This window comes from Micromonospora sp. NPDC005173 (assembly GCF_040608515.1).
Taxonomy (GTDB): domain Bacteria; phylum Actinomycetota; class Actinomycetes; order Mycobacteriales; family Micromonosporaceae; genus Micromonospora.
The window spans coordinates 137,530-161,723 of record NZ_JBEXIK010000006.1 but is presented as its reverse complement, the minus strand read 5'-3'; the positions used below and the strand labels follow the sequence as shown (position 1 = coordinate 161,723).

Here is a 24,194-nt window from a genome sequence, read left to right as displayed (position 1 = left end):
GCGGAGAGTCCTTCCATCAGGGGTGCCGGGGTGGTGCGGCGCTGTCGCGGAGGACGAGTTCGGTGGCGAGTTCGAGGCGCTGGATCTCGCTCCTCTCGCTGCCGGCGAGCTGCAGCACGGTGCGTGCGGCCAGCATGCCCATCTCGGCCAGCGGTTGGCGGACGGTGGTCAGCGGCGGGGAGCACCACCGGACCTCCGGCAGGTCGTCGAAGCCGACCACGCTGATGTCGTCGGGCACCCGGAGGCCGCGCTTGCGGACGGCCTCGTAGACGCCGAGTGCCATCTGGTCGCTGGAGGCGAAGATGGCGGTGGGCGGCTCGGGCAGGGCCAGCAACTGCGCACCGGCCGTGTAGCCGGCCTCGTGGTAGAAGTTGCCGGCGCGGATGAGGGAGTCGTCCACCGGGATTCCGGCTGCGCCGAGGGCGGCCCGGTAGCCGTCCAGCCGCGCCCGGCTGCACGTCAGGTGCGGTGGCCCGGCGATGAAACCGATGCGGCGGTGGCCGAGGCCGAGCAGGTACTGGTTGGCGCTCAGGCTGCCCGCCCAGTTGGTGGCGCCGATCGTGGGTGACTCCTGCGGATCGACCCCGGCGGGGTCGATGATGACCACCGGGAGGCGGAGCCGGCGCAGCTCTGCCTGGAGGGGCGGGTTCACCATCGAGGTCACGAAGATGACACCCGACGAGGTGCGGGTACGCATGTTGTCGAGCCACTGTTTGGCCGAGGAGATGCGCCAGTGGATGGCCGAAACGACGGTGCCGACGCCGCTGCTCAGCGCGACGTCCTCCACCCCACGGATGATCTCCACAGCCCACGGGCTGTCCAGGTCGTTGAAGACCAGGTCGATGAGGGCGGCGGCATTACGGCGGCCCGCCGAACGGCGGCGGTAGCCGTACCGGTTGAGCAGTTCTTCGACCCGTTCCCGGGTCTGCGGGCTGACGTCGGAGCGGCCGTTGACGACCCGGGAGACCGTGGGCACGGGGACGCCGGCCAGCCGCGCGATCATCGCGATGGTGACGTTTCGGGCGTTGTCGGAGGCCACGGTCCGTCCCTTCGTCTGGTTGGCAGCCTGTGGTCGGCTCGGTCGTTCCCGGAACTTTCGGTTTCCTGCCGGAAATACCGATCGATGGCCGGACGCTACGAGCCGTTTGCACGCTGGTCAAGGTCTCGGGCCCTCTTGCGAAAGACCGGCCGACGTACGCAGGGCTGGCGACGGTGCGGGAACCCAGGTTTCCGGAAGTTCCAGCCGCCGGACGGCGACTACGACGACCCTCGTAGGGTGAGGGCATGGCTGAGCGATCTCTGACCCTGATGGCGGTACACGCCCACCCCGACGACGAGGCGACGAGCACCGGTGGCATCCTTGCCCGCTACGCGGCGGAGGGGATCACGACAGTGCTCGTGACCTGCACCGACGGGCGATGCGGCGACGGCCCCGGCGGGGTCAAGCCCGGCGACCCGGGGCACGATCCGGCCGCCGTCGTGGCGATGCGCACGGCCGAGCTGGAGGTGAGCTGCGCGGCGCTGAAGGTCACCCACCTGGAAACGCTCGGCTATGCCGATTCCGGGATGATGGGCTGGCCGAACAACGACCAGCCGGGCTCATTCTGGACGACGCCCGTGGACGAGGCGGCGGACCGGCTGGCGGACCTGATCCGGCAGTACCGACCGGACGTCGTCGTCACCTATGACGAGAACGGCTTCTACGGCCACCCGGACCACATCCAGGCCCACCGGATCACCATGGCCGCTGTCGCGAAGACGGACATCCCCGCGAAGGTTTACTGGACCACCGTGCCGCGCACGATGTTCGCGGAGTTCGGCCGGATCATGCAGGAACTCGGCGTCGAGTGGGCCGATCCGGACGCAGCGGACGAGCCGGGGCCGCAGCTCGGCCTACCCGACGACGAGATCAACACCTGGGTGGACACGAGCAAATACGGCCCGCAGAAGTTCGACGCGTTGGCCGCGCACGCCAGCCAGACCGAGAACATCTTCTTCCTGCAACTGGGCCGGGAGCGGTTCACCGAACTGATGGGCGTCGAGACCTTCGTCCGCGTCCAGGACACCACTGGCGCACCGCTACCCGAGGACGACCTCTTCGCCGGACTGCGCTGACTGGAGCGGCGCCGGCCAGGGTCGTCCGGAAGGGCATCGTCCAACACTCGCCCGCCTCATGACCGGGCAGGTGCTACTCGTCGCCCGCTCGATGACCCACCTCGGTGGCCACCACGCCGTTTGCCGTCTCGCCGCGTAGGTCACGCCTACGGAGCACGTCACCCAACGCTCGAAGGAAGAACCACAGCACGCCGACGAGGACCGGGACGACCGTCCATGAGCGCCAGCTACCCTCGGCCAGGATGTCGGGGGTACGGATGCCGGAACAGAGGACCATCAGACCCGCGACGAACAGCTTGCCCCACGAAGCGCCAGACCTCACCATGCCCACCTCCACATCTAGCGCCAGCCTGTCAAGGAAGCGGCCGGCCGTCACCACGACCGACCCGGCCCGGAGCTGCGTGCCTCAGCGACGGCGCGAACGAGAAGACCGTGGCTTTAGCATGACCGCATGACGATAGATCTCTTCGCGGGCATACCCGTCCACGACTACACGACGGCAGCGGCCTGGTACGAGCAACTCCTCGGCGCCCCGCCGTCGTTCCTGCCCAACGACACCGAGGCGGTATGGGAACTGGCCGACCATCGGTACGTGTTCATCGAGGTACGGCCCGAGCATGCCGGGCACGCCATGCACACCGTCTTCGTCAGTGACTTCGACGCCCGCCTCGCCCAGATCGCCGAACGCGGCCTGGAGCCGGCCGAGCGCGAGACCTACGGCAACGGCGTTCGCAAGGCCACCTTCCGCGACCCGGACGGCAATGAGATCGGCTTCGGCGGCGGACCGACCGCCGCCACCGTTTGACACCGAATAGACGTGCTGCTATCTGTTAACGCGCACGTGGCTCCTCCCGACAACCGACGGTTGGATGCGCGAATCACATCAGCCACGCCGGAGTGTGATCAAACAACCGATCCACGGCGAGCCACAACGATCAGTTGTGCGCGCCTAAGGTGAACCAGTGGACACCGAGGCATTGCGATCGTTCGTCCGGGCGGCCGAGCTCGGACAGTTGCAACATGCGGCCGATGAGCTGGGCGTGACGCAGCAGGCAGTCTCCAAGCGGATCGCCGCCCTGGAACGCGAGCTGGAAGTCCGTCTGTTCAAACGTACGGCCCGAGGAGTTGAGCTGACGCTCGATGGTCAGGCATTTCTCCCCCACGCACGGAGCATCGTCGCGGGTGTCGAGCGCGCCATCACCGCGGTCAGGCCGGGCTTCCGGGCCCTTCGGATCGACGTTCTCGGCCTGCGAAGCGCGCAGGCCGTTGTTCTGCACGACTATTGGCGGTCGCATCCCGAAACCAACCTCGACGTGGTGACCCTCCGGGTCAACGACCCACGCGTGGCCGTCGCCGCCGTCGAAGCCGGCGATATCGACGCCTCGTTCCGTACCGTCACTGCCCCGAACACACTGCCGCCCGACGTGCAAATGATTCACGCGTTCGACTCTCCGCTGGAGCTTCTCGTCGGCCCGAGACATCCGCTCGCCTCCGCGCGCAGACTGACGCCACTGCAGTTGCGTAAGCACCGGATATGGGTGCCGGGTATCGCGCCCCGAAGCGAATGGGCAGATTTCTACGATCAGCTCGCCACCGAATTCGACCTACGCATCGATCCGGCAGGCCCGCACTTTGGAGACGAAGTACTCCTGGACACCCTCGCGGACTCCGCGGACGTGGCCACCCTCGTTGGGGCACGCGACCGGTACATCTGGCCGACGAACCACGACCTACGCCGCATCCCTATCGTGAATCCGACCCTCGCATACCCACTCTCTCTCGTCCTGCCCAAAACGAACCCACATCCAGGACTCCGAGCAATCATCACCCACCTCGGAAGCCTGCCAAGGCTCCCTGAGACGGTCTGGCTCCCGTCCTGGGCAACGACGCCACGGCGCGGCGACCGCGACATCGCAAATGCTCGCGGGTCCCAGCCCCGACAAGGGTGACTCGACCGGCTGCCGATAGCAGCCTCCATCAGCGCCTAGCGAGTCTTATCCAGTCACGGGTACACCAGAAAGGATCGTGGCATGTCCAGCGACCGTCTCATGCGCATCCACAGTGCCGGGTTCCAGGCCATGGCCGAGAGGGTCCTGCGGGTCACCGAGCTCACCTCCCGCCTGAACGTCCTGCCCTTCGAGGACGAAGCGGGCAAGGCGGAACTGTTCGAACAGATCCTCGGCAGGCCGCTGTCGACGAGAGTCACGATCTATCCGCCCTTCTACACGGACCACGGCCTTCACTTGGACCTCGCGGAGCGCGTGTTCATCAGGATCGCGGCGTGGAAACCCGGCCGTTTAGGGCCGGGAGGTAACGCCGCTCCCTCCCCTCGATGCTCTTCTTGCGTGATGGGCGGATAGAATGTGAGGCGTGGGTGAGGTGGTGAAGCGGGCGTACAAGTACCGTTTCTATCCGACCCCTGAGCAGGTTGAACAGCTCAACCGCACCTTCGGGTGCGTGCGCAAGGTCTACAACCTCGCCCTGGATGCGCGCACCCGTGCGTGGACGGTCGACCGGCAGCGCAGCACCTACGTGCAGTCGTCGGCGTGGCTGACCGAGTGGAAGCGCACCGAGGAGTTGGCGTTTCTCAATGAGGTCAGTTCCGTGCCGTTGCAGCAGGCGCTGCGGCACCTGCAAGCCGGGTTCGCGGCGTTCTGGGGCAAGCGGTCGCGGTACCCGCGTTTCAAGTCCAAGCGCAAGTCTCGGGCGTCGGCGGAGTACACCCGCTCGGCGTTCCGCTGGCGCGACGGGCAGCTCACCCTGGCCAAGATGGAGACCCCGCTGACCATCGTGTGGTCCCGGGCCCTGCCCGACGGCGCCGAGCCGTCCACGGTCACGGTGTCCCGTGACGCGGCCGGTCGGTGGTTCGTGTCCCTGCTGGTGGAAGACCCCACCGTCGAACCCCTTCCTCCGCTCAGCACGACGGTGGGGTTGGACGCGGGCATCACCAGTCTGCTCACCTTGTCCACCGGGGAGAAGATCGCCAACCCGCGTCATGAGCGCGCTGACCGGCGCAAGTTGGCCAGGGCGCAACGCGCCATGGCCCGCAAGGCCAAGGACTCCGCGAATCGGGCCAAGGCTCGCCTTTCGGTGGCCCGAATTCATGCCCGCATCGCCGATCGGCGGCGGGATCACCTGCACAAGCTGTCGACTCGACTCGTCCGCGAGAACCAAACGGTCGTGATCGAAGACCTCAGCGTGCGCACCATGCTGCGCAACCACAGCCTGGCCCGCGCCATCTCCGACGCGGCGTGGACACACCTGCGCAGCATGATCGAGTACAAGGCCGCCTGGTACGGGCGGACCGTGATCGCCGTCGACCGCTGGTATCCGAGCACGAAGACCTGCTCGGCGTGCGGGCGGATCAACACCGCGATGACTCTCGGCGTTCGCGCCTGGACGTGTCCCGGCTGTGATGCCGTGCACGACCGGGACGTCAACGCCGCCCGCAACATTCTCGCCGCCGGGCTGGCGGAGAGGTAAAACGCCTGTGGAGGGACGGTAAGACCCGACCCGCGAAAGCGGTGAAGGCACGGCCCGGTGAAACAGGAACCCCCTCGGGCGACCGAGGGAATCCCCGCCCTTCACGGCGGTGGAGGATGTCAAAAACCAGAACTGCACGTTCTTCCTGGACTACGCCGGCATCAGGCTCGGCGAGCGCGTGATGGTCGGGCCGAAGGCCACATTCATCACCGTCGGTCACCCGGTCGATCCTGAGGAGCGACGGGGGTGGCTGAGCGGCGCGCCCATCGATGTGGCAGAGAACGTGTGGATCGGCGCCGGGGCCACGATCCTTCCTGGCGTCAGCATTGGCCGTGATGCCGTGGTCGCCGCTGGCGCGGTCGTGACCGATGACGTTCCGCCGGCAAGCCTGGTGACCGGCAACAAGGCAACCGTGCACCGACGGTGGTGACGACCTCTCCGGGGCCACACAACGGCTAGGGTCCGCCAGGGCTGCTCAGTGGACGACGGCGGGCGCCGTGGCCTGCTCGACCTGCTGCCGCAGGGTCGGTAGGGCCGGCGCCAACGCCACGAGCATGCACAGACCACTGAGCGGGAGGAGGTCAAGGGTGGCTACCGGCAGGACGATCCCGACGAACAGCAGTGGCGCACTCCACCACCGCAGCTGCCGCTTGGCGGCCAGCATGCCCGCGAGGATGACCAGGCCGAGGAAGAAGAACTGGGGTACGACGTCGTAGAAGGCAACCTCGACCCCGGGAATGTCCTTGAAGTCCGCGGCGAGCGCCGACATCTCCGCCCGGTCCGCGGCCATCAGCCCTTCCACGATGTCGGCGCCGAACTGCACCATCGTGGCGGCGAGCCCGACCAGCGTCAGGACGACCACCCCGACTCGCCACGGGGTACGCGGCAGCAGGCGGGAGAGTGCGAGGACAGCCGGGACGAAGAACACCATGCCCGCGAGGCCGAGCAGATGTGCGGCCTGCCAGTCGAACCCCGGGCCGTACACCTCGTCGGACTTTCCCCACAGTCGTACCAGTCCGTAGGCGGCGATACACACGGGGCCAGCGATCACAAAGAATGCAGCGCGTCTCATGCCGGGAATCATCTGCCCGCCGAGGCCGCACCAGCCTCCGGGCAGAGCCCCGGTACGGCCCTTGATTCTGTCTCAGGTCTTTCACCGAGCGACCCTGAACAGGGACCCGGACAAGCGGCGGTCAGCGCCGGTTGAGTTCCGCGTGAAGCCGCTGGATGAGCGTCTTGCGAGCCTTGCCGGCGTGCTCGTTGCGCAGGGCAGCTTTGAGCTGTCGAGTGTCGAGGCCGTGGACGAGTTTGGCCGCCTCGACGACTGGTAGCTCCGACAGCCGTCCGGTCGACGTGGCATCCCTGCGCGCCCGCTTGGCCGGCGCGGTGTTCGCGACGTACTGCTTGCCGGATCGCGACGCCTCGCGCTTCTTGGTGTCGGTCGCGCGCTTCTGGTCATCCGACAGTTGCTCCCAGGCACGCTTGGGCAGGTACCGACTCGTCGTACTGCCGCGACGTGCTCGGGTGTCGCCCTGTCTGGTCTGCCAGTTCTCGTTGCCCCACCGCTGCAGGGACTTCTGCCGCTCGTCCTTGGGGCCCTCGAATCCCCCGCCGCGCCTCTTGTACTCCTGCGTGAGCAGCTGCGACTTACGTGCCGACCACTGTCCCTGCCTGCCGCCCTTGTCGGAAGCCTTGATCTCTTCCTTGATCTGCTCTCTGAGTTCGGGCTTCGTGTAGCGCGCCATGAACGGCAGCTACCCGGGACCGCACCGCCTATGCCTCCCGCGCGCCGGGCTTGACCTCAACCTCACACGAGGTTCTAGCCTGCTCGCGGAGGTATGGCATGAGCATGGAAGTTACCGCGTGGACGTCCCTGCACCACGCAATGAACGCGCAGGACGAACGACCACTGTCCCGGGCCACCCTGAAGCGCATCGCGCGGTTCGCGCGGCCGCACCGTTCCCTGATCATCAGGTTCCTGCTGTTGAGCGTGGTGACGGCGGTCCTCACTGTGGCGGCACCGGTCCTCGCCGGTCGGGTGGTGGACGCGATCGTCGACGGCGCCGACAGCAGCATCGTGATCCGGTTGGCGGTGCTGATCGCCGTGATCGCCCTGGCCGAAGCCGGCCTGGGTCTGGTGACGCGGTTCCTGTCCGCCAGCATCGGTGAGGGGCTGATCGTCCAGCTGCGGACAGCCGTCTTCGATCACGTCCAGCGCATGCCGGTGGCGTTCTTCACCCGGACCCGTACCGGTGCGCTGGTCAGCCGTTTGAACAACGATGTGATCGGCGCGCAGCGGGCCTTCAGCGACACTCTGTCGGGTGTGGTCGGCAACGCCGTCACACTGCTCCTGACGCTGGCGGTGATGCTCAGCTTCTCCTGGCAGATCACGCTGCTGGCGCTCGTACTGCTGCCCATCTTCGTCCTTCCGGCCCGCCGGATGGGTTCGCGGCTCGCCCAGTTGCAGCGCGAGGCCGCCGAGCACAACGCGGCCATGAGCACCCGGATGACCGAACGCTTCTCGGCACCCGGCGCGACACTGGTCAAGCTGTACGGGCGTCCGGCCGAGGAGTCGGCCGAGTTCGCGGCGCGGGCGCGACGGGTGCGCGACATCGGCATCCGCGCCGCCATGCTCCAGTGGGTCTTCATCACCGCGCTCACCGTCGTCGGCTCGCTGGCGCTGGCCCTGGTCTACGGGTTGGGCGGTCTCTACGCCCTCCGGGGCAGCCTCGACGCCGGCACCGTGGTCGCGCTCGCGCTGCTGCTGTCGCGCCTCTACGCGCCGTTGACGTCGCTGGCCAGCGCCCGGGTCGAGGTGATGAGCGCGCTGGTGAGCTTCGAGCGGGTGTTCGAGATCCTCGACCTCAAGCCGCTGATCCTCGACAGGTCCGATGCCCGGCCGCTCCCTGACGGACCGGTCGCGGTGGAGTTCGACGCGGTACGGTTCGGCTACCCGTCGGCTGACAAGGTGTCGCTGGCGTCCCTTGAGGATGTGACGAAGCTCGATACGCGCGGCGGCGAGGAGGTGCTGCACGGCGTGTCGTTCCGCGCCGAAGCGGGGCAGATGGTCGCCCTCGTCGGCTCCTCCGGAGCGGGCAAGTCGACGATCGCCCAACTCGTGCCGCGCCTGTACGACGTCGAGGATGGCGCGGTGAAGCTCGCCGACGTCGACGTACGCGACCTGTCGGCTGAGTCGGTCCGAACGGCACTCGGCGTGGTGACCCAGGACGGGCATCTGTTTCACGAGAGCATCCGCGCCAACCTGGTGTTCGCCCGGCCGGACGCGACCGAGGAGGAGATGTGGGAGGTACTGCGACGGGCCCGGCTCGACGCCCTGATCCGCTCACTTCCGGATGGGCTCGACACCGTCGTCGGTGAGCGCGGGTACCGCCTGTCGGGCGGCGAACGGCAGCGGCTCACCATCGCGCGGCTACTGCTGGCCCGCCCCCGGGTGGTCATCCTCGACGAGGCCACGGCGCATCTGGACTCCACGTCGGAAGCCGCCGTACAGGAAGCCCTCGCCGAGGCCCTGACCGGCCGGACCAGTGTGGTCATCGCGCACCGGCTGTCCACCATCCGCGCGGCCGACCAGATCCTCGTCGTCGAGGACGGACGCATCGTCGAACGCGGGCGACACAGCGAGCTACTCGCCGCCGGTGGCCGGTACCAGGAGTTGTACCGCACCCAGTTCGACCAGGACGAGCCGGCGGCCCAGGAGGAGCCCGTCGCGGCCGTCTGAGAAACGCCTTCGTACCGCCGCCCGCCACGGTGAGCCCGTGGTGGGCGGCGGCGACGCGGCGTCAGTCGTCGTCGCCGGACCTGTCGTCATCGTCGTCGTCGGACTGGTCGTCATCGTCGTCGTCATGGTCGTCGTCGACCGGCTCCTGCTCGGCCTTGACCACCGTGCCGTTGTCCCGGTCGACGTCCACCTCGTGCTCGGTGTCACCGGCGACGATCTCGACGCTCCAGACCGGGCGGCCGTGCTCCTGCTCGGCCTCGATCTCGACGATTCGGCCGCCGCCGGCCCTGGCGAGCGCGATCTCGCCGGCGCGCTGCTCGTTGACCGCCCCGCCCGCCGGCGAACTGCCGCCCGACGGGGCGCCGGTCGGCGTACCGCTCGACGGCGTACCGCTGGCCCCCGGTGCGGCGGGCGTACCGCTGGTGGCGCTGTCGTCCGGTGCGTCGGTGGCCGTCGGGTCGGCGGTGGCGGCGGCGAGTGCCGTGCCACCGAACGGCCGGGATTCGTCTGCGGCGCTGACGCCGAGCGCGACCCCGGCCACAGCGAGCACCGCCGCCCCGCCGACCGACGCCAGGAGCAGAGAGTTGCGCTTCATCGTGGTGTCCACCTTTCCTCGGTTGTCGACATTGAGGATCGGCTGGATCGGGATAGTGCCGCGCTGTCCGGAGGCTAAGGCCGGGTTAAGCCGTTCTCGTCCGGCCCGGTCCCGCCGTCTGTCGGCCGCTGCTGCGGCAGCGGCGGTCCGAGCCGGAGCAGTACCTGAGCCCCGCCTCCCGGCCCGGTACGCAGCTCCAGCCGTCCGCCGCCGGCCTGCGCGGCGCGTCGGGCGATGTCCAGGCCGAGGCCGGTCGACCCGGCAGCGCTGGCGCCCCGTCGGACCGCCCCGGCCGGCATACCCGGGCCTTCGTCGGTGATGGTGAGCAGCACCTGCCCGGCCTCCTGGGCCAGCCGGACGGCGAAGGACGTGCCGTCGGGGGTGTGCGCGAAGACGTTGCCGAGCAGGGCGTCCACGGCCGCTGCCAGGTCGTCGGGGGGCACACCGACGGGAAGCGGGCCGGGCGCCAGGTCGAGGGTGACGGCACGGCCGGTGTCCTCGGCCAGCACCGACCAGAACGCCACCCGGTCACCCACGATCGTCGCGGCGTCCGCGGTGACCACTCCCGCCGGTGGGCGGCGCCACCGGGCCTGCCGGATCAGTCCGGTGACCGCCCGTTCGAGCCCGTCGGCGGCGGCGGTGATCCGGGCCGCGTCATCCGGGTCGCGCAGCGACTCCGCCTCCAGCCGCAGCGCCGTCAACGGTGTACGCAGCCGGTGCGACAGGTCGGCGACCTGCTCACGTTCCTGTAGCAGGAGCACCTGGATCCGACCGGCCAGGTGGTTGAGCGCACCGGCCACCTCGCGCAGCTCCGCCGGGCCGGCCGGCACGACCCGGGCGTCCAGCTCGGCGTTCGCCAGACGGTTCGACACCGCGGAGAGTTCGCTGATCGGCCGGACCAGGGTGCGCGCCAGCCGGTCGGCGACGGCCAGCCCGATCAGCACCAGGACCACTCCGAGCAGGGCCAGCACCAGCCAGGACCGGGTCACCCCGCTGGTCAGCTCGTCCCGCGGAACCACGGTCCGGATCACCCCGGTGCCGTCGGCCCTGCCCTGCACCGCGATGACCACCTCCCGTCCGGCCGCCGACTCGCCGGTGAGGCTCTGCCCTCGCTCGGCGAGCGCCACGGCGGGCGTACGCGGTGTCTGGGCGCCGAGCACCGTGCCGTCCGGCAGGAAGACGCTCACCGGTCGGCCGGACTCCGCGGCGAGCTGCTCGACGGTGAGCCGGATGGTCGCCGCGTCGGCGGTGCCGACCACCGGCACCAGGCTCTGCGCGTCGGCGGTGGCCCGGACCGTGGCGCGGTCCTCGGCGACGGTGCGGACCAGCAGTGCCAGCGGCACCAGGAACGCGATCAGGGTGAGCACGCTGACCGCGGCGACCAGCAGCGCGAGGCGCGCCCTCACCGCTGCTCCCCCGGTGCCTCCAGCCGCACCCCGACGCCGCGTACGGTGTGCAGGTAGCGGGGCTGCACGGCGCTCTCGCCCAGCTTGCGGCGCAGCCAGGACAGATGCACGTCGACGGTCTTGTCGGCGCCGCCGTACGGGATCTGCCACACCTCGGTGAGAAGTTCACGCTTGGTGACCACCTGACCCGGCCGACCGGCGAGATGGTGCAGCAGGTCGAATTCGCGCGGCGTCAACTCCACCGCCGCCCCCTCCAGGGTGACCTGCCGGGCGCGTGGGTCGATCCGCAGCCCTCCCACGACGAGCGACGGGTCCGTCGCGTCGGCTCCGGAAGGGCCCCGCCGGAGCACCGCCCGGACGCGGGCGTCGAGCTGTGCCGCGGTGAACGGCTTGACCACGTAGTCATCGGCGCCCGCGTCGAGGACCCGAACGATCTCGGTCTCGTCGTCGCGGGCCGTGGCCACGATGACCGGCACCGAGCTGACCGCGCGCAGCATCCGCAGCAGCTCCCGCCCGTCCAGATCGGGCAGGCCCAGGTCAAGCACGACGAGGTCGGGCCGGTCGTCCAGCGCGTCGCGGAGCCCGGCCATCGCGGTCGAGGCGGCGGCCACCGCATGCCCGCGTTCTCGTAATGCCCGGATCAGCGGCGTACGGATCGTCAGGTCGTCCTCGATGAGCAGCAGGCGGGCCACAGGTGGCAGGCTAGCCGCTGCGGCCGGGGCCGGGACGCGCGTTAACCCTGCCTTAGCCTCCGGATGTGCCGGCCACAACCATGGATCGGGGATAGTCAGGGGATGGGCCGTCGTTCGATCCTCGTCGCCACCGGGTGGGTGGCCACCGCCGCCGTGGCCACCCTGATCGGGTTGGGCGCGATCCGGCTGGTGGGTGAGAGCCTCACCGGAACCCCGGGCGGGGTGCGCAGCGAGGCGGAGATCGAACGGGCACTCGCCTCGCCGGAGCCGGCGCCCGCCAGCACGACAGACGCCGCACCGTCCACGCCGGGCACGGCGAGCGCCGCGCCGACCGCCAGCTCCGGGGTCCGCCGGGGGTTCGCCACCGCGGGCGGCACGGCCGTGGCCGAGTGCGGCGCCGGCGGGGTACGCCTCGTCTCCTGGGCTCCCGCGCAGGGCTACCGGGTCCGCGACGTGGATCGGGGCCCGGACGACGACGTCGAGGTCAAGTTCGAGGGGTCGGCCGGCGAGTACGAGCTGAAGGTGCGCTGCATCGGCTCGGAGCCGGTGGCCGTCGCCGACGACTGACGTCGCCGCGGGTCGGCGCCCTGAAAGGTTGGGGCCACCGCGCCTACTAACCCGCTGGCCACTCACGATCTACGGCCCTGCCCAGGGCGACCATGCGCAGCGTCTCCTCTCGACGGCGGACGAGCAGTGCCCCGGCCAGGAAGGTCGCCGGTGGGACGAGAACCAGCATCGCCCACTGCGCTGGCACCAGGGGGATGACGTGTCCCATGTGCATCGTGGAGGTGGCCCAGCCGGCGAGAGCGCCGTCGATCACCAGGGCGAGTGCCGCCACCGGCAGGAGCATGACGACGATCCGTCGGCGTACCCCGGGGGCGAGCGTGGCCAGCGCGACAAGCATGGCCAGCGCGACGACCCCCAGACCAGCGACGTAGAGCCAGAGGACCAGTTCACTGCTGGCCTCAATGCCGTAGAAGACCTGGTAGGACGCCCCGTCGACCGGGTCGAACGTGGGACTGGTCACCCGGTTGATCTCCAACAGCGCGACCATCGCGGCCGGCGCGAGCAGCAGTGCCACCAACCGGCGTACGCCCAGGAGCGCGAACAACCGGTAACGCGGCACTGGCACGGTCAGCGCGGCGGCCGCCACCACGGCGAGCGCGAACTGCGGCAGGGTGTCCACCACGTACGTCGGACTGCCGTCGGCCTGCGGGGCGACCAGCACGCCCCAGCCGATCACGCCAGCCCAGGCCAGAGCGGCGGCAATCCAGCGCAACCCGACCAGCGCGGCCACGCAGACACCCGCCCAGCCGACCACCTGCAGCCAGTCGACCAGGTCGGGGCTGCCCGGCCGGAACCCCGGCGGCAGATTCGGATCCCGGATGCTCTGGTCGAGCAGCGATCTCCCGGCAAGAGCGAGCAGGACAAGCCCAATCAGCAGGCCCGTTACCGCCGCCGCGTCCGCCCAAGCCGACTCGGTGAACCCCCGTGCGCCCACCCGCAGCCGAGCCCGAAGCCCCGCGCCGACCAGATTCAGCACGTCACCGGCGGAGGGCCGCCGCTGGCCCGGTCGAGCGCCGGCGACGAGCACAGCCAGCATCTCGTCCTCGTACGCCCGACGGTGCTCCCACGGATAGACGGCCAGCAGCCGCCGGTAACGACGCTCCAGGTCGTCGCTGCTCACGCCGTTCCCCCCTCGATCCGCAGGCCGCCACGGCGCAGCCGCACGCTGGCGGCGTCAGCGTTGTGTCGCAGGCGGGCGACCTCATCCGCGAGCCGACGCGCCCCCAGGGCGGTGAGCCGGTAGTAGCGGCGCAACCGGGACTGCACCACCTCTTCGCGCTCGACCTCGATGAGGCCGTCAGCCCGGAGCCGATCGAGAACGGCGTAGAGGGTGCCCGCACGCAGTCGCACCCGACCATCGGAGATACGTAGAACGTCCTCGATGACGGCATAGCCGTGCTTGGGTGACTCAGCCAACGCGGTGAGCACCAGGAACGTCGGCTCCCGGAGTGGACTCTCGGTCATACCGAGGAGAATATACCGGCTATCGGTATATACAAAGTCAAAGTCTTGCTTCCAGGACCCTGCCCGAGGATCTGCGGCCTGAACCACAGCGTGGGGTGTACCAGCCGCTACGCGCCGCCGACCGCGTGTACCGGCTGCGCGACCTCGGTCGGGCCGCCTTCCACGACTGGGGCGGCGTGCACAACGACTTCCCAGCAGCTGAACGGTGGCCGGCACGGGGATGCTCCGTGCCGGCCACGTCATCGGTGGTGGTTCAGCTGGCGTACGCCTCCAACTCCCAGAGCGAGTGCCCGTACGGGGTGCCCCGGGCGGTGCCGTAGATCCGCAGGTAGCGACCGTTGGCGCCGAGCGCGGTGTGCTCGTCCACGCCGCCGTCGGCCCCGGTCACCGTCTTCACGTTGCTCCAGGTGGTGCCGTCGTTCGAGGTCTGGATGATGTACGAGCTGCTGTACGCCGTCTCCCAGCTCAGCTTGACCCGGCCGATCGCGGTGGGGCTGCCGAGGTCGACTCGGATCCATTGCGGGTCGGAGAACGCGCTCGACCAGCGGGTGGTGAGGCTGCCGTCCACCGCCTGGGCGCCGGGCACGTCGGCCCCCTCGTTGCTGGAGGTCAGCGTCGGCTTGTTCAACAGCAGATTGGTACCGGGGCCGGTCGGGCCGCCGGTGCCGCCGTACACCTCGAACTCGAACAGGGAGTAGCCCCAGGCGGTGCCCCGGGTGGTGCCGGTGAGCCGGACGTACCGGCCGGAGCCGCTCAGCCCGGTCAGGTCGTCCACCCCGCCGTCGCCGCCGGTCACCGTCCGGATCGGGGTGAAGTTGACCCCGTCCGACGAGGTCTGGATCTGGTATCCACTGCCGTACGCCGCCTCCCAGGTCAGCTTGACCCGGTTGATGTTGTACGTGGCGCCCAGGTCCACGTCGATCCACTGCGGATCGCTGAAGGCGCTGCCCCAGCGGGTGCCGAGCACGCCGTCGAACGCGTTGGCCGCGACGAAGGCACCCTCGAAACTGGAGGCCCGAGCCGGCTTGCCCTGGGCCAGGTTGGCGCCCGGATCAGGATCCGGGTCCGGGTCGGGCCCGGGACCGCCCGGGCTGGTGGAGAGGATGAACTCGTCCAGGTCGTACATCCCACCGCCGCCCTTGAACACCAGGAACAGGGTGCGGGTGCCGGTCGGGGCGGTGACCCCGCCGGTGACCGTGGCGAACGTGCCGTGCCCGCCGGTCGGTACCACGGTGGCCGAGCCGACCAGCGGCCCGGTTGGCGAGTCGACCCGCAGTTCCAGCGTGCCGCCGGCACCGGCCGGGGCGCCGGCCCGCGCGCTGAACGACTGGATGCCGGTCAGGTTGTACGGCTGGAACGAGGTCCAGTCGTTGTTGTCGATGTAACCGATCGCGGCGCCGCCGTGCGCGCTGCCCGGGGTGACGACCTGGATGCCGGACGAGTCGCCGAAGTGCTCGGCCTGGCGCACGCGCGGTTGCAGGACCGCCTGGGTGTGGGTGGTCAGCGGTGGCTGGCCGCCGCCGCCCAGGTCGGTGTACTCGGCGTCGATGATGCCGAAGATGTTCGCCGCGGTGTCGTGCTCGCCGTCGGCCGAGGTCTGGATGACGCCGGTGCAGCCCTGCACGCTGCCGAGTTGGTGGCCGTGCGAGTCATGACCGAGGACGTAGTTCACCTTCACCCGGGCGCAGTTGATCGCACCGTCCTGGGCGTCGGTGACGGTCACGTTGAACGGCACCGCGTCCCCGAAGGTGAACGTCTGCCCGTTCAACGGGGTGTTCACTCTGACCACCGGGGCACTGTTGCCGACCGTGATGACCACGCTCGCGGTGGCCGTCTTGCCGGTGGTGTCCCGGACGGTCAGCGTCGGGCTGCGGGTCCCGTTGGTGGTGTACGTGAAGCTCGGGTTCGCCGCCGTCGAGTCGGTGGTGCCGTTGTTGTCGAAGTCCCAGGCGTAGGTGAACGGGTCACCGTCCGGGTCGAGTGTGCCGGCCGACGAGAACGTCACCGTCAGCGGCGCCGTGCCGCTGGTCGGGGTGGCCGAGACCACCGCAACCGGCGCCCTGCCCTCGCGGGCGTACTCGATGCGGTACAGCGCCGAGTTGGCGTCGCCGTTGAACCAGCCGGTGCCGTAGTCGAGCACGTAGAGCGCGCCGTCCGGGCCGAACTCCATGTCCATGACCTGGGTGCCGGTCCATGGGAACGGGTTGATCTTCAACGGTTGGCCGGCCGGGTCGAGCTTGATGTTCTTGATCCAGCGGCGGCCGAACTCGCCGGCGAAGTAGGTCCCGTCGTAGTACTGGGGGAACGCCACGTCGGAGGTGTTGTTCGGGTCGTACCGGTAGACCGGGCCGCCCATCGGGGACAGGCCGCCGCCGGTGAACTCCGGCGGGGAGCCGGAACCGCCATACGGGAGCCAGGCCGGGACGGCCGGCGGTAGCTGGGTGATGCCGGTGTTGTTGGGCGAGTTGTTCACCGGCCCGCCCGCGCAGTCGAACTTCGGCCCGGACGGGCCGGACGGGAAGGTGTAGTCGTTGTAGGCGTCGTTGCGGGCGGTGCAGTACGGCCAGCCGTAGAAGCCTGGCCGGTCGATCCGGGCGAACTCCACGTTGCCCGCCGGTCCCCGGTTCGGGTCGGCGGTGCCCGCGTCGGGACCGTAGTCACCGAGGTAGACGATGCCGGTGGCCCGGTCCACGCTCATCCGGAACGGGTTCCGGAAGCCCATCGCGTAGACCTCGGGGCGGGTCCGCGCGGTTCCCGGGGCGAACATGTTGCCGGCCGGGATGGTGTAGCCGCCCGCCGCGCTCGGCTTGATCCGGAGCACCTTGCCGCGGAGGTCGTTGCTGTTCGCCGAGGTGCGCTGGGCGTCGAAGGCCGGGTTGCGGCCGGCCCGCTCGTCGATCGGGGTGAACCCGGCCGAGTCGAACGGGTTGGTGTCGTCGCCGGTGGACAGGTACAGGTTGCCGGCCGCGTCGAAGTCCATGTCACCGCCGACGTGGCAGCACATGCCCCGGCTGGTCGGGACGTCCAGGACCAGCGTCTCGCTGGCCAGGTTGATGGTGTTGTCCGCGTTCACGGTGAACCGGGACAGCCGGTTGACGCCGTTCCAGACGGCGAAGTCGGCCGGGGTGCCGGTGGCCGGGGCACCGCCACCGGGAGTGCTCAATGGTGGCGCGTAGTACGCGTACACCCAGCGGTTGGTGGCGAAGTTCGGGTCGACCTTGATGCCCTGCAGGCCCTCCTCGTCCCCGGTGTAGACCGGCAGGGTGGCGGCGACCTTGGTGTTGCCGGCCGCGTCGGTGTGCCGGATCACGCCGTTGCGCGAGGTGTGCAGCACGCCCCGGTCGGGCAGCACGGTGAGGCTCATCGGCTCGCCGGTCTCGGCCGCGCCCTTGGCCAGCTCCACCTGCTGGAAGTTGCTGTTGACGGTGGGGCCGCAGTCGGCGTCGACCGCGCCGGCCGCGGTCATGATGCCGCCGAGCAGGTGCTGCCGGAAGTTGGCTTCGGTGTACGACGAGTCGGTGTGGCCGAGGCCGGTGTACCAGGACCGGCCGCCGGAGTAGTTCTGGCACCAGGAGATCGGGTGGTCGGACCCCATGCTCCCGCCGGTGTAGGTGCTCTCGTCCAGGGTTGCCAGCACGTGCACGTTGCCCCGGGGGTTGGCGCGGTAGTTGTACCACTCGTCCAGCCGGGTCCACCGCTGCGGCAGCGTCGCGGTGGACGGGTGTACCTGGTCGGCGACCTTGATGGTGGCGGTCTGGTCGGCCGGGTGCGAGGCGAAGTACGCCCCGACCAGCCCGCCGTACCAGGGCCAGTCGTACTCGGTGTCGGAGGCGGCGTGCACGCCCACGTACCCGCCACCGCCCTGGATGTAGCGCTCGAACGCGGCCTGCTGGGCGGCGTTGAGCACGTCGCCGGTGGTGGACAGCCAGATCACCGCGCCGAACCGGTCCAGGTTGGCGTCGGTGAACTGGGCCGAGTCCTCGGTGGTCTCGACGGTGAACCCGTTGGCGGCGCCGAGCTGCTGGATGGCGGTGATGCCGGGGGTGATGGAGCCGTGCCGGAATCCGGCGGTCTTGCTGAACACCAGCACGGTGAACGGTGCGGCGCTGGCCGTGGGTGGCACGGCGACAATGCCGCCCACCACGAGGATCGTGCTCAGCACGGCGCCGAGCCACGATCTCAGGGATCTGCGCACGGTAGGTCCTTTCGCGGTGCGGGGAGACGGCGTGCGCCGATCACGCCTGGCGGTGGGAAGGGGGTGATGCGTGTCAATGCATAGTTGCGGCTGGATCACGGCCGCGTCAAGCACTCTCCCACCATCCGTGAGAGCGTTATCTCCGCAGCTCAGGGCCGACTGCGGCGGGCATGATCAGATTACGTTTTTCGGGCCCGAGATCCGTCCTGCGCGGGCCGACGCCTCGCCAGGAATCGATCGCCACTCGCGGATCTACTCCCGACACCTCACTCCGGCGCGCCATTGGATTCTTCATGTGTTGAAGAACAAAATGGGCGATACTACCCGTCATGCGTTCCGCCAGGCCGTCCACGTACGACGTGCTGCAGGTCGGAGATCGACAGGAGAAGGACCGACGTGTCTGAGAGCGAGAACCCCGCAATCCCCGCCCCGACTCCGAAGCCGAGTCGGCCGAGGAGCAACCAGGACTGGTGGCCGAATCAGCTGAACCTGCAGGTTCTCCATCAGCACTCACCCCGGGCCGACCCCATGGGCGAGTCCTTCAACTACGCCGAAGAGTTCAAGACCCTCGACGTCGACGCACTGAAGCGGGACATCATCGAGGTGATGACGACGTCGCAGGACTGGTGGCCGGCCGACTACGGCCACTACGGGCCGCTCTTCATCCGGATGAGCTGGCACTCCGCCGGCACCTACCGCATCGAGGACGGTCGCGGCGGTGGTGGCGACGGCGCTCAACGCTTCGCCCCGCTGAACAGCTGGCCCGACAACGTGAACCTCGACAAGGCGCGCAGACTGCTCTGGCCGGTCAAGCAGAAGTACGGCCGGAAGATCTCCTGGGCCGACCTCCTGGTCTTCACCGGCAACTGCGCGCTGGAGTCGATGGGGTTCAAGACGTTCGGCTTCGGCTTCGGGCGCCACGACATCTGGGAGCCCGAGGAGATCTTCTGGGGCCCCGAGGACACCTGGCTCGGCGACGAGCGCTACAGCGGCGACCGGGAGCTCGCCGGTCATCTCGGCGCCGTACAGATGGGGCTGATCTACGTGAACCCGGAGGGGCCCAACGGCACTCCGGACCCCCGGGCCTCGGCACGTGACATCCGCGAAACCTTCCGCCGGATGGCGATGAACGACGAGGAGACCGTCGCCCTCATCGCCGGGGGGCACACGTTCGGCAAGACCCACGGCGCCGCCCCCGCCGAGTACCTCGGTCCCGAGCCAGAGGGCTGCCCGGTCGAGGCCAACGGCCTCGGCTGGCGGAACACCTTCGGCAGCGGCAAGGGCAAGGACACCATCACCAGCGGGCTCGAGGGTGCGTGGACACCCACCCCGATCACCTGGGACAACAGCTTCTTCGAGACCCTGTTCGGCTTCGAGTGGGACGTCACCGAGAGCCCCGCCGGCGCGAAGCAGTGGCGCCCGAAGGACGGTGCCGGTGCGCAGGCCGTGCCCGCCGCCCACGACCCCTCGGTCAGGTACGCGCCGATGATGGCGACGACGGACCTCGCGCTGCGCGCCGATCCCACGTACGAGCAGATCTCCCGGCGTTTCCTGGAGAACCCGGACCAGCTAGCGGACGCGTTCGCCAGGGCCTGGTACAAGCTGTTGCATCGCGACATGGGGCCGGTTTCGCGCTACCTGGGCCCGTGGGTCCCGGAGCCGCAACTGTGGCAGGACCCCGTCCCGCCGGTCGATCACGAGCTGATCGGGGACGGGGACATCGCGGCCCTCAAGGACACGCTCCTCGCATCGGGACTGACCATCTCCCAGCTCGCCCAGACGGCGTGGGCGTCGGCCGCGAGCTTCCGCGGCACCGACCTGCGTGGCGGGGCCAACGGGGCGCGGATCCGCCTGGAGCCGCAGAAGAACTGGGAGGTCAACGAACCGGCCCAGCTCGCCACGGTGCTGCAGACGCTGGAGCGGATCCAGCAGGAATTCAACAAGTCGCAGTCCGGTGGGAAGAAGGTCTCGCTTGCCGACCTGATCGTCCTCGGCGGGTGCGCGGCCGTCGAGCAGGCAGCCAGGACCGCCGGGCACGACGTCACGGTCCCGTTCGCACCGGGGCGCACGGACGCCTCCCAGGAGCAGACCGACGTGGAGTCGTTCACCGTGCTCGAGCCGACGGCGGACGGCTTCCGCAACTACCTGCGAGCCGGACAGAAACTGTCGCCGGAGACCCTGCTGCTGGACCGGGCCAACCTGCTGGCGCTGACCGCTCCGGAGATGACGGTCCTGATCGGCGGCATGCGGGCCCTGAACGCCAACGTGGGACAGACAGGCCACGGCGTCCTCACCCACCGGCCCCAGACGTTGACGAACGACTTCTTCGTGAACCTGCTCGACATTGGCACGGAGTGGCAGGCAGCCACCTCGACCGAGAACGTCTACGAGGGTCGGGATCGCGCAACGGGCGAGGTCAGGTGGACGGCCACCGCCGTCGACCTCGTCTTCGGGGCGAACTCCCAGCTCCGCGCCATCGCGGAGGTCTACGGCAGTGGCGACGGGCAGGACAAGTTCGTCCGGGACTTCGTCGCGGCGTGGGCCAAGGTCATGAACCTGGACCGGTACGACATCGCCTGACGGAATGGGCCGGGCCCCGGCTCCTACGAGCGAGACCGGGGCCCTCGCCCCTGCCGTGGCGCGGTGGGTCGGAGCAGGCCGCGGGCGACCAGTTCGACGGTGAGGACGACGGCGACGGCCTCCACGGCGAGCAGTCCGACGAGCACGACCAGCTGCGTCACCCCGGCGGCGAGCGGGCTCGCCCCGCCGAGCAGCATCCCGACGAACGCGCCGGGCAGGGTCACCAGGCCCACCGTCCGGGTCTGGTCCAGTGCCGGCACCAGTGCCTGGCCGGCCGCCGGACGGCACACCAGCAACACCGCGTCCCGGGGCAGCAGACCCAGAGCCAGGCCGGCCTCCACCTCGCCGCGCCGACTGGTCAGCTCGTCCAGCGCCCGACGGCCAGCCAGCGAGGTCGCCGTCATCGCCCCGCCGATCAGGATTCCCGCGATCGGAATGATCGCGATACCGCGCAGCGGCACCAGACCCGCCAACAGCAGCCCCACCACCACCAGCATGCTGCCCACGACGATCGGCGCACCGGCCCACCAACCCCGCCGGCCGCCCGTGACACGTCGGCCGGAGGTGGCCGTGGCCACCGCGCACATCAGGGCCACGAACGCGGCCGTGGCCCACAGTGACGCCACGATGGCCGCGATCAGCAGCGACACCGCGCCCAACTGGATCGCGGCACGGACGGCGGCGACCATGATCTGCCGGCCGTGACCCAACTCCCCCACCGTCACGACGACCGCCGCCACGAGGGTCAACACCACCAGCGCCATGCCAAGCTTCGGGCCGACCACCAGCATCGTCGAGGACATGGGTTCAGTCTTCCGCCGTTGATCGGCGATCACCATGCCGCGCTGTCCGTTGCATGGTTCAGCTCGCGACGGCGACCGGCTCCGGCTTCGGGTCCCGTGAACGTCGCTCTGACGCGAAGCTGGCGGCGGCCAGGCCCAGCCCGAGGACCGCCAGGACCACGCCCACCCGGGCCGGCGCGAGGTAGCCGAGCCCGGCGGCGATGGCGACGCTGCCCAGGGCAGCGCCCATGCTGTTCGCGATGTTCATGGCCGACTGGTTCATCGCCGCACCCATCAGCTGGGCTCCGGGGGCGACCGTGATCAGGCGCGCCTGCAGGACCGGGCCGAGGAAGAGACTGGTCGCGCCGACCAGGAACGCACCCACGAACAGGCCGACCTGCGTCGATGCCATGAGGCTGAACGCGGCAATGCTCACGATCATCGCGATGAAGCCGACCATCATGCTCCGGCGCAGGTCCCGGTCGGCGAGCCAGCCGCCCAGGGCGTTGCCGACGGTCATGCCGAGACCCACCGCCACCAGCGCCCACGGCACCGTCGTGGTCGAGAGGCCGGCAACGTCGGTGGTGACCGGGGCGATGTAGGTGTTGACCGCGAAGAATCCGGCGAAGCCGACCGCCCCCGTGGCCGCTACCAGCCAGACCTGCGAGGTCCGCAGCGCCCTCAGTTCGGCGGCCGGCGAGCCGTCCACCGCGGCGGCGATCTTTGGGACGACCGCCACCACCGCCAGCAGGGTGAGCAGGAAGACTCCGGCGATCACCAGATAGGCCGTGCGCCAACCGGCCGCCTGCCCGAGCCGGGTGATCAGCGGTACGCCGACCACGTTGGCCGCGGTCAAGCCGCTGAGCACCGTGGCGAAGCCACGGGCCTCTCTGCCGGGGCCCATCAGGGCCGCCGCGAGCAGGCCGGCCGCTCCGAAGTACGCGCCGTGCGGCAGCGCCGCGACGAACCGCGCCACCAGCACCAGGCCGAACGTCGGGGCGATCGCGGACGCGATCGTGCCGACGGTGAAGAGGACGAGCAGACCGAGCACGAGCTTCTTGCGGGGTACGCGCGCGCTCAGCACGGCGATCAGGGGAGCGCCCACGACCACGCCGAGCGCGTACGCGGTGATCATCCAGCCACCCCGGGCCACCGCGCCCGACGACGACTGGGCGTACTGCTCGGGGAGCAGGCCGCGCGCGATCTCGGGCAGCAGGCCCATCGCCACGAACTCCGTCAAGCCGACCGCGACGCCACCCAGCGCCAGGGCCGCCACCGCCGCCAGGCGCCGACCTCTGCTCAATCCGTTCATGGGAGAGAATTTAGCAACAGCGTTGCGTAATATGGTGGTGAGATGATTCGCACCACTGCCGACGTGACGTTCCTTCGCGGCTACAACCAGGCGCTCGTCATGGCGGTGGGGCGCACCGTGCGCACGTTCGAACGGTCGACCATCGTCAACGCCACCGGCCTGACACCGCAGGCGGTCTCCAAGGTCATCGCCCGCCTGGTCGCCGACGGCCTGATCCGTTCCGCCGGCGTCCGCCGCCCGGGCATCGGCAAGCCCGCGGTCGTCTACGAGTTGGTCCCCGACAGCCGGTACGCGATCGGTGCCCACGTCGCCCGGCGGACCCTTCGGCTGGTCCTGGTCGACCTTGCCGGCACCGTGCACCACTCGGCGGTCAGACCGCTGCCCAGCGACTTCACCCCGGCGCAGCTTCTGGACGCCCTGAAGTCCGGCATCGACGCGATCACCGGCATCGACGGTCTCCGTGACCGGCTGACCGGCGTGGGCATCGGCATGATCGGCCCACTGGACCACGAGAATGGCCTGGTCCGGGACGCGCACGGCCTGCGGCACTGGCACGACGTACCGCTGCGCGAGATCGCGGAGGCGCACCTCGGCCTACCGGTGCATCTCGACAAGGAGGTCACCGCGGGGATCACGGCGGAGGCATGGCGGCACGGCGGAAAGTTCGGCGACGCGGCCCTCATCATGATCGAGTCAGGCATCGGCGGAGGCTTCTGGCTGGGCGGCGCCGCCCACCGCGGCGCACACACCAACGCCGGAGAGTTCGGCCACACCGTCGTCGATCTGGACGGGCCACTCTGCGTCTGCGGACGGCACGGATGCCTGGAGATCGTCCACAGCCACGCCGCCGAGGCTGGCGACATCCCACGTGCGGCCCGCGTCCTGGCCGTCGGCGTCGTCAACCTGCTCCAGACACTCGACCTCGCCCACGTGGTGCTGGCGGGCGCAGACCTGCTGCGACACGCGGAGGTCTACCTCGCCGCGGTCGAGAAGGCCGTCCATGCGGACGTGCGACGCGCGGACTGGCTCACCACGGACGTCACGCTGTCGAGCCTGGGCGCGGACGTGATGGCCGCGGGCGCTGCCATGCAGGTCCTCGACGAGCACTACGGCATTCCGGGTCTCGCCCAGCTCCAGCCGCACGGCTAGGGCCCACGTCTTCCATGGCACCGTCACCGTCGCCGCGATCTGGCTCTGGCTTCGTCTATGTTCCGCCGGATGCAAGCTGGCGGTGAGGCGCTCGAAATACCAGTGGTGCAACGCC

Annotated in this window: 22 protein-coding genes; 10 read left to right on the top strand and 12 right to left on the bottom strand. The window is 69.8% G+C overall.

What is annotated here, in order from left to right; genetic code table 11:
- Positions 1 to 16: 16 nt before the first annotated feature.
- Positions 17 to 1,039: a LacI family DNA-binding transcriptional regulator gene (locus ABZV00_RS10700; protein ID WP_355604125.1), complete on the bottom strand. Its 1,023-nt coding sequence runs from the start codon at positions 1,037 to 1,039 to the stop codon at positions 17 to 19.
- A 245-nt stretch (positions 1,040 to 1,284) separates the two neighbouring features.
- On the opposite strand from ABZV00_RS10700, the gene ABZV00_RS10695 reads away from it, so the two are divergent.
- The gene (locus tag ABZV00_RS10695) at positions 1,285 to 2,115 is read left to right on the top strand and encodes a PIG-L family deacetylase (protein ID WP_355604122.1); all 831 of its coding nucleotides are present in this window, start codon (positions 1,285 to 1,287) and stop codon (positions 2,113 to 2,115) included.
- A 73-nt stretch (positions 2,116 to 2,188) separates the two neighbouring features.
- Here ABZV00_RS10695 and ABZV00_RS10690 read toward each other — a convergent pair whose 3' ends face one another.
- Positions 2,189 to 2,437 carry a hypothetical protein gene (locus ABZV00_RS10690; protein ID WP_355604119.1) on the bottom strand — a complete coding sequence of 83 codons (249 nt, stop codon included), beginning with the start codon at positions 2,435 to 2,437 and terminating at the stop codon, positions 2,189 to 2,191.
- A gap of 129 nt (positions 2,438 to 2,566) precedes the next feature.
- On the opposite strand from ABZV00_RS10690, the gene ABZV00_RS10685 reads away from it, so the two are divergent.
- From ABZV00_RS10685 to ABZV00_RS10665, 5 genes are all read left to right on the top strand, one after another.
- Positions 2,567 to 2,920 carry a VOC family protein gene (locus ABZV00_RS10685; RefSeq protein WP_355604116.1) on the top strand — a complete coding sequence of 118 codons (354 nt, stop codon included), beginning with the start codon at positions 2,567 to 2,569 and terminating at the stop codon, positions 2,918 to 2,920.
- A 157-nt stretch (positions 2,921 to 3,077) separates the two neighbouring features.
- On the top strand, positions 3,078 to 4,064 hold the full coding sequence (locus ABZV00_RS10680) for a LysR family transcriptional regulator (protein ID WP_355604113.1): 987 nt from the start codon (positions 3,078 to 3,080) through the stop codon (positions 4,062 to 4,064).
- Positions 4,065 to 4,145: 81 nt separating this feature from the next.
- A complete protein-coding gene (locus ABZV00_RS10675) occupies positions 4,146 to 4,475 on the top strand; it encodes a hypothetical protein (RefSeq protein WP_355604110.1) in 330 nt (109 codons plus the stop codon).
- A gap of 10 nt (positions 4,476 to 4,485) precedes the next feature.
- Positions 4,486 to 5,598 (top strand): RNA-guided endonuclease TnpB family protein, encoded by a 1,113-nt coding sequence (locus tag ABZV00_RS10670; protein WP_355604107.1) that lies wholly within the window; start codon positions 4,486 to 4,488, stop codon positions 5,596 to 5,598.
- A gap of 109 nt (positions 5,599 to 5,707) precedes the next feature.
- Positions 5,708 to 6,028, top strand: coding sequence for a DapH/DapD/GlmU-related protein (locus tag ABZV00_RS10665; protein WP_355604104.1), 321 nt, complete (start codon positions 5,708 to 5,710; stop codon positions 6,026 to 6,028).
- 45 nt (positions 6,029 to 6,073) lie between these two features.
- Here the strand turns inward: ABZV00_RS10665 and ABZV00_RS10660 are convergent, their stop codons facing one another.
- Both ABZV00_RS10660 and ABZV00_RS10655 read right to left on the bottom strand, forming a co-directional pair.
- Positions 6,074 to 6,670 (bottom strand): hypothetical protein, encoded by a 597-nt coding sequence (locus ABZV00_RS10660; RefSeq protein ID WP_355604102.1) that lies wholly within the window; start codon positions 6,668 to 6,670, stop codon positions 6,074 to 6,076.
- Positions 6,671 to 6,791: 121 nt separating this feature from the next.
- Complete coding sequence (locus tag ABZV00_RS10655) at positions 6,792 to 7,343, bottom strand: DUF5872 domain-containing protein (protein ID WP_355604099.1); 552 nt, start codon at positions 7,341 to 7,343, stop codon at positions 6,792 to 6,794.
- Between the two features lie 98 nt (positions 7,344 to 7,441).
- On the opposite strand from ABZV00_RS10655, the gene ABZV00_RS10650 reads away from it, so the two are divergent.
- Positions 7,442 to 9,337 carry an ABC transporter ATP-binding protein gene (locus tag ABZV00_RS10650; protein ID WP_355604096.1) on the top strand — a complete coding sequence of 632 codons (1,896 nt, stop codon included), beginning with the start codon at positions 7,442 to 7,444 and terminating at the stop codon, positions 9,335 to 9,337.
- A 61-nt stretch (positions 9,338 to 9,398) separates the two neighbouring features.
- Here ABZV00_RS10650 and ABZV00_RS10645 read toward each other — a convergent pair whose 3' ends face one another.
- The 3 genes from ABZV00_RS10645 to ABZV00_RS10635 form a co-directional block, all read right to left on the bottom strand.
- A complete protein-coding gene (locus tag ABZV00_RS10645) occupies positions 9,399 to 9,932 on the bottom strand; it encodes a PepSY domain-containing protein (protein WP_355604093.1) in 534 nt (177 codons plus the stop codon).
- A gap of 74 nt (positions 9,933 to 10,006) precedes the next feature.
- Entirely contained in the window at positions 10,007 to 11,338 is a 1,332-nt protein-coding gene (locus tag ABZV00_RS10640; RefSeq protein WP_355604090.1) for a HAMP domain-containing sensor histidine kinase, read from the bottom strand.
- Positions 11,335 to 12,030: a response regulator transcription factor gene (locus ABZV00_RS10635; protein WP_355604088.1), complete on the bottom strand. Its 696-nt coding sequence runs from the start codon at positions 12,028 to 12,030 to the stop codon at positions 11,335 to 11,337. Before ABZV00_RS10635 ends, ABZV00_RS10640 begins: the two co-directional genes overlap by 4 nt.
- A gap of 102 nt (positions 12,031 to 12,132) precedes the next feature.
- On the opposite strand from ABZV00_RS10635, the gene ABZV00_RS10630 reads away from it, so the two are divergent.
- The gene (locus tag ABZV00_RS10630; RefSeq protein ID WP_355604085.1) at positions 12,133 to 12,597 is read left to right on the top strand and encodes a septum formation initiator; all 465 of its coding nucleotides are present in this window, start codon (positions 12,133 to 12,135) and stop codon (positions 12,595 to 12,597) included.
- 46 nt (positions 12,598 to 12,643) lie between these two features.
- On the opposite strand, the gene ABZV00_RS10625 is transcribed toward ABZV00_RS10630, so the two are convergent.
- The 3 genes from ABZV00_RS10625 to ABZV00_RS10615 all read right to left on the bottom strand — a co-directional run bounded on the left by ABZV00_RS10625 (position 12,644) and on the right by ABZV00_RS10615 (position 18,256).
- Entirely contained in the window at positions 12,644 to 13,717 is a 1,074-nt protein-coding gene (locus ABZV00_RS10625; RefSeq protein ID WP_355604083.1) for a hypothetical protein, read from the bottom strand.
- Positions 13,714 to 14,061 (bottom strand): PadR family transcriptional regulator, encoded by a 348-nt coding sequence (locus tag ABZV00_RS10620; RefSeq protein WP_355604080.1) that lies wholly within the window; start codon positions 14,059 to 14,061, stop codon positions 13,714 to 13,716. The genes ABZV00_RS10625 and ABZV00_RS10620 overlap by 4 nt, the downstream gene beginning before the upstream one ends.
- Before the next feature lie 253 nt (positions 14,062 to 14,314).
- Positions 14,315 to 18,256 (bottom strand): ThuA domain-containing protein, encoded by a 3,942-nt coding sequence (locus ABZV00_RS10615; RefSeq protein WP_355604077.1) that lies wholly within the window; start codon positions 18,254 to 18,256, stop codon positions 14,315 to 14,317.
- Positions 18,257 to 18,652: 396 nt separating this feature from the next.
- On the opposite strand from ABZV00_RS10615, the gene katG reads away from it, so the two are divergent.
- The gene (katG, locus tag ABZV00_RS10610; protein WP_355604075.1) at positions 18,653 to 20,836 is read left to right on the top strand and encodes a catalase/peroxidase HPI; all 2,184 of its coding nucleotides are present in this window, start codon (positions 18,653 to 18,655) and stop codon (positions 20,834 to 20,836) included.
- Positions 20,837 to 20,859: 23 nt separating this feature from the next.
- Here katG and ABZV00_RS10605 read toward each other — a convergent pair whose 3' ends face one another.
- Positions 20,860 to 21,639, bottom strand: coding sequence for an ABC transporter permease (locus ABZV00_RS10605; RefSeq protein WP_355604073.1), 780 nt, complete (start codon positions 21,637 to 21,639; stop codon positions 20,860 to 20,862).
- Positions 21,640 to 21,697: 58 nt separating this feature from the next.
- Positions 21,698 to 22,930 (bottom strand): MFS transporter, encoded by a 1,233-nt coding sequence (locus ABZV00_RS10600; protein WP_355604070.1) that lies wholly within the window; start codon positions 22,928 to 22,930, stop codon positions 21,698 to 21,700.
- A gap of 42 nt (positions 22,931 to 22,972) precedes the next feature.
- On the opposite strand from ABZV00_RS10600, the gene ABZV00_RS10595 reads away from it, so the two are divergent.
- Complete coding sequence (locus ABZV00_RS10595; RefSeq protein WP_355604067.1) at positions 22,973 to 24,079, top strand: ROK family transcriptional regulator; 1,107 nt, start codon at positions 22,973 to 22,975, stop codon at positions 24,077 to 24,079.
- Positions 24,080 to 24,194 lie beyond the last annotated feature (115 nt).

Bases quoted from the DNA above. Each gene is read 5' to 3' on its own strand.
- ABZV00_RS10695 (WP_355604122.1), top strand. From the start codon at position 1,285: ATGGCTGAGCGATCTCTGACCCTGATGGCGGTACACGCCCACCCCGAC.
- ABZV00_RS10595 (WP_355604067.1), top strand. From the start codon at position 22,973: ATGATTCGCACCACTGCCGACGTGACGTTCCTTCGCGGCTACAACCAG.
- ABZV00_RS10645 (WP_355604093.1), bottom strand. From the start codon at position 9,932: ATGAAGCGCAACTCTCTGCTCCTGGCGTCGGTCGGCGGGGCGGCGGTG.
- ABZV00_RS10600 (WP_355604070.1), bottom strand. From the start codon at position 22,930: ATGAACGGATTGAGCAGAGGTCGGCGCCTGGCGGCGGTGGCGGCCCTG.
- ABZV00_RS10605 (WP_355604073.1), bottom strand. From the start codon at position 21,639: ATGTCCTCGACGATGCTGGTGGTCGGCCCGAAGCTTGGCATGGCGCTG.
- ABZV00_RS10675 (WP_355604110.1), top strand. From the start codon at position 4,146: ATGTCCAGCGACCGTCTCATGCGCATCCACAGTGCCGGGTTCCAGGCC.
- ABZV00_RS10660 (WP_355604102.1), bottom strand. From the start codon at position 6,670: ATGAGACGCGCTGCATTCTTTGTGATCGCTGGCCCCGTGTGTATCGCC.
- ABZV00_RS10655 (WP_355604099.1), bottom strand. From the start codon at position 7,343: ATGGCGCGCTACACGAAGCCCGAACTCAGAGAGCAGATCAAGGAAGAG.
- ABZV00_RS10685 (WP_355604116.1), top strand. From the start codon at position 2,567: ATGACGATAGATCTCTTCGCGGGCATACCCGTCCACGACTACACGACG.
- ABZV00_RS10620 (WP_355604080.1), bottom strand. From the start codon at position 14,061: ATGACCGAGAGTCCACTCCGGGAGCCGACGTTCCTGGTGCTCACCGCG.
- ABZV00_RS10630 (WP_355604085.1), top strand. From the start codon at position 12,133: ATGGGCCGTCGTTCGATCCTCGTCGCCACCGGGTGGGTGGCCACCGCC.
- ABZV00_RS10650 (WP_355604096.1), top strand. From the start codon at position 7,442: ATGAGCATGGAAGTTACCGCGTGGACGTCCCTGCACCACGCAATGAAC.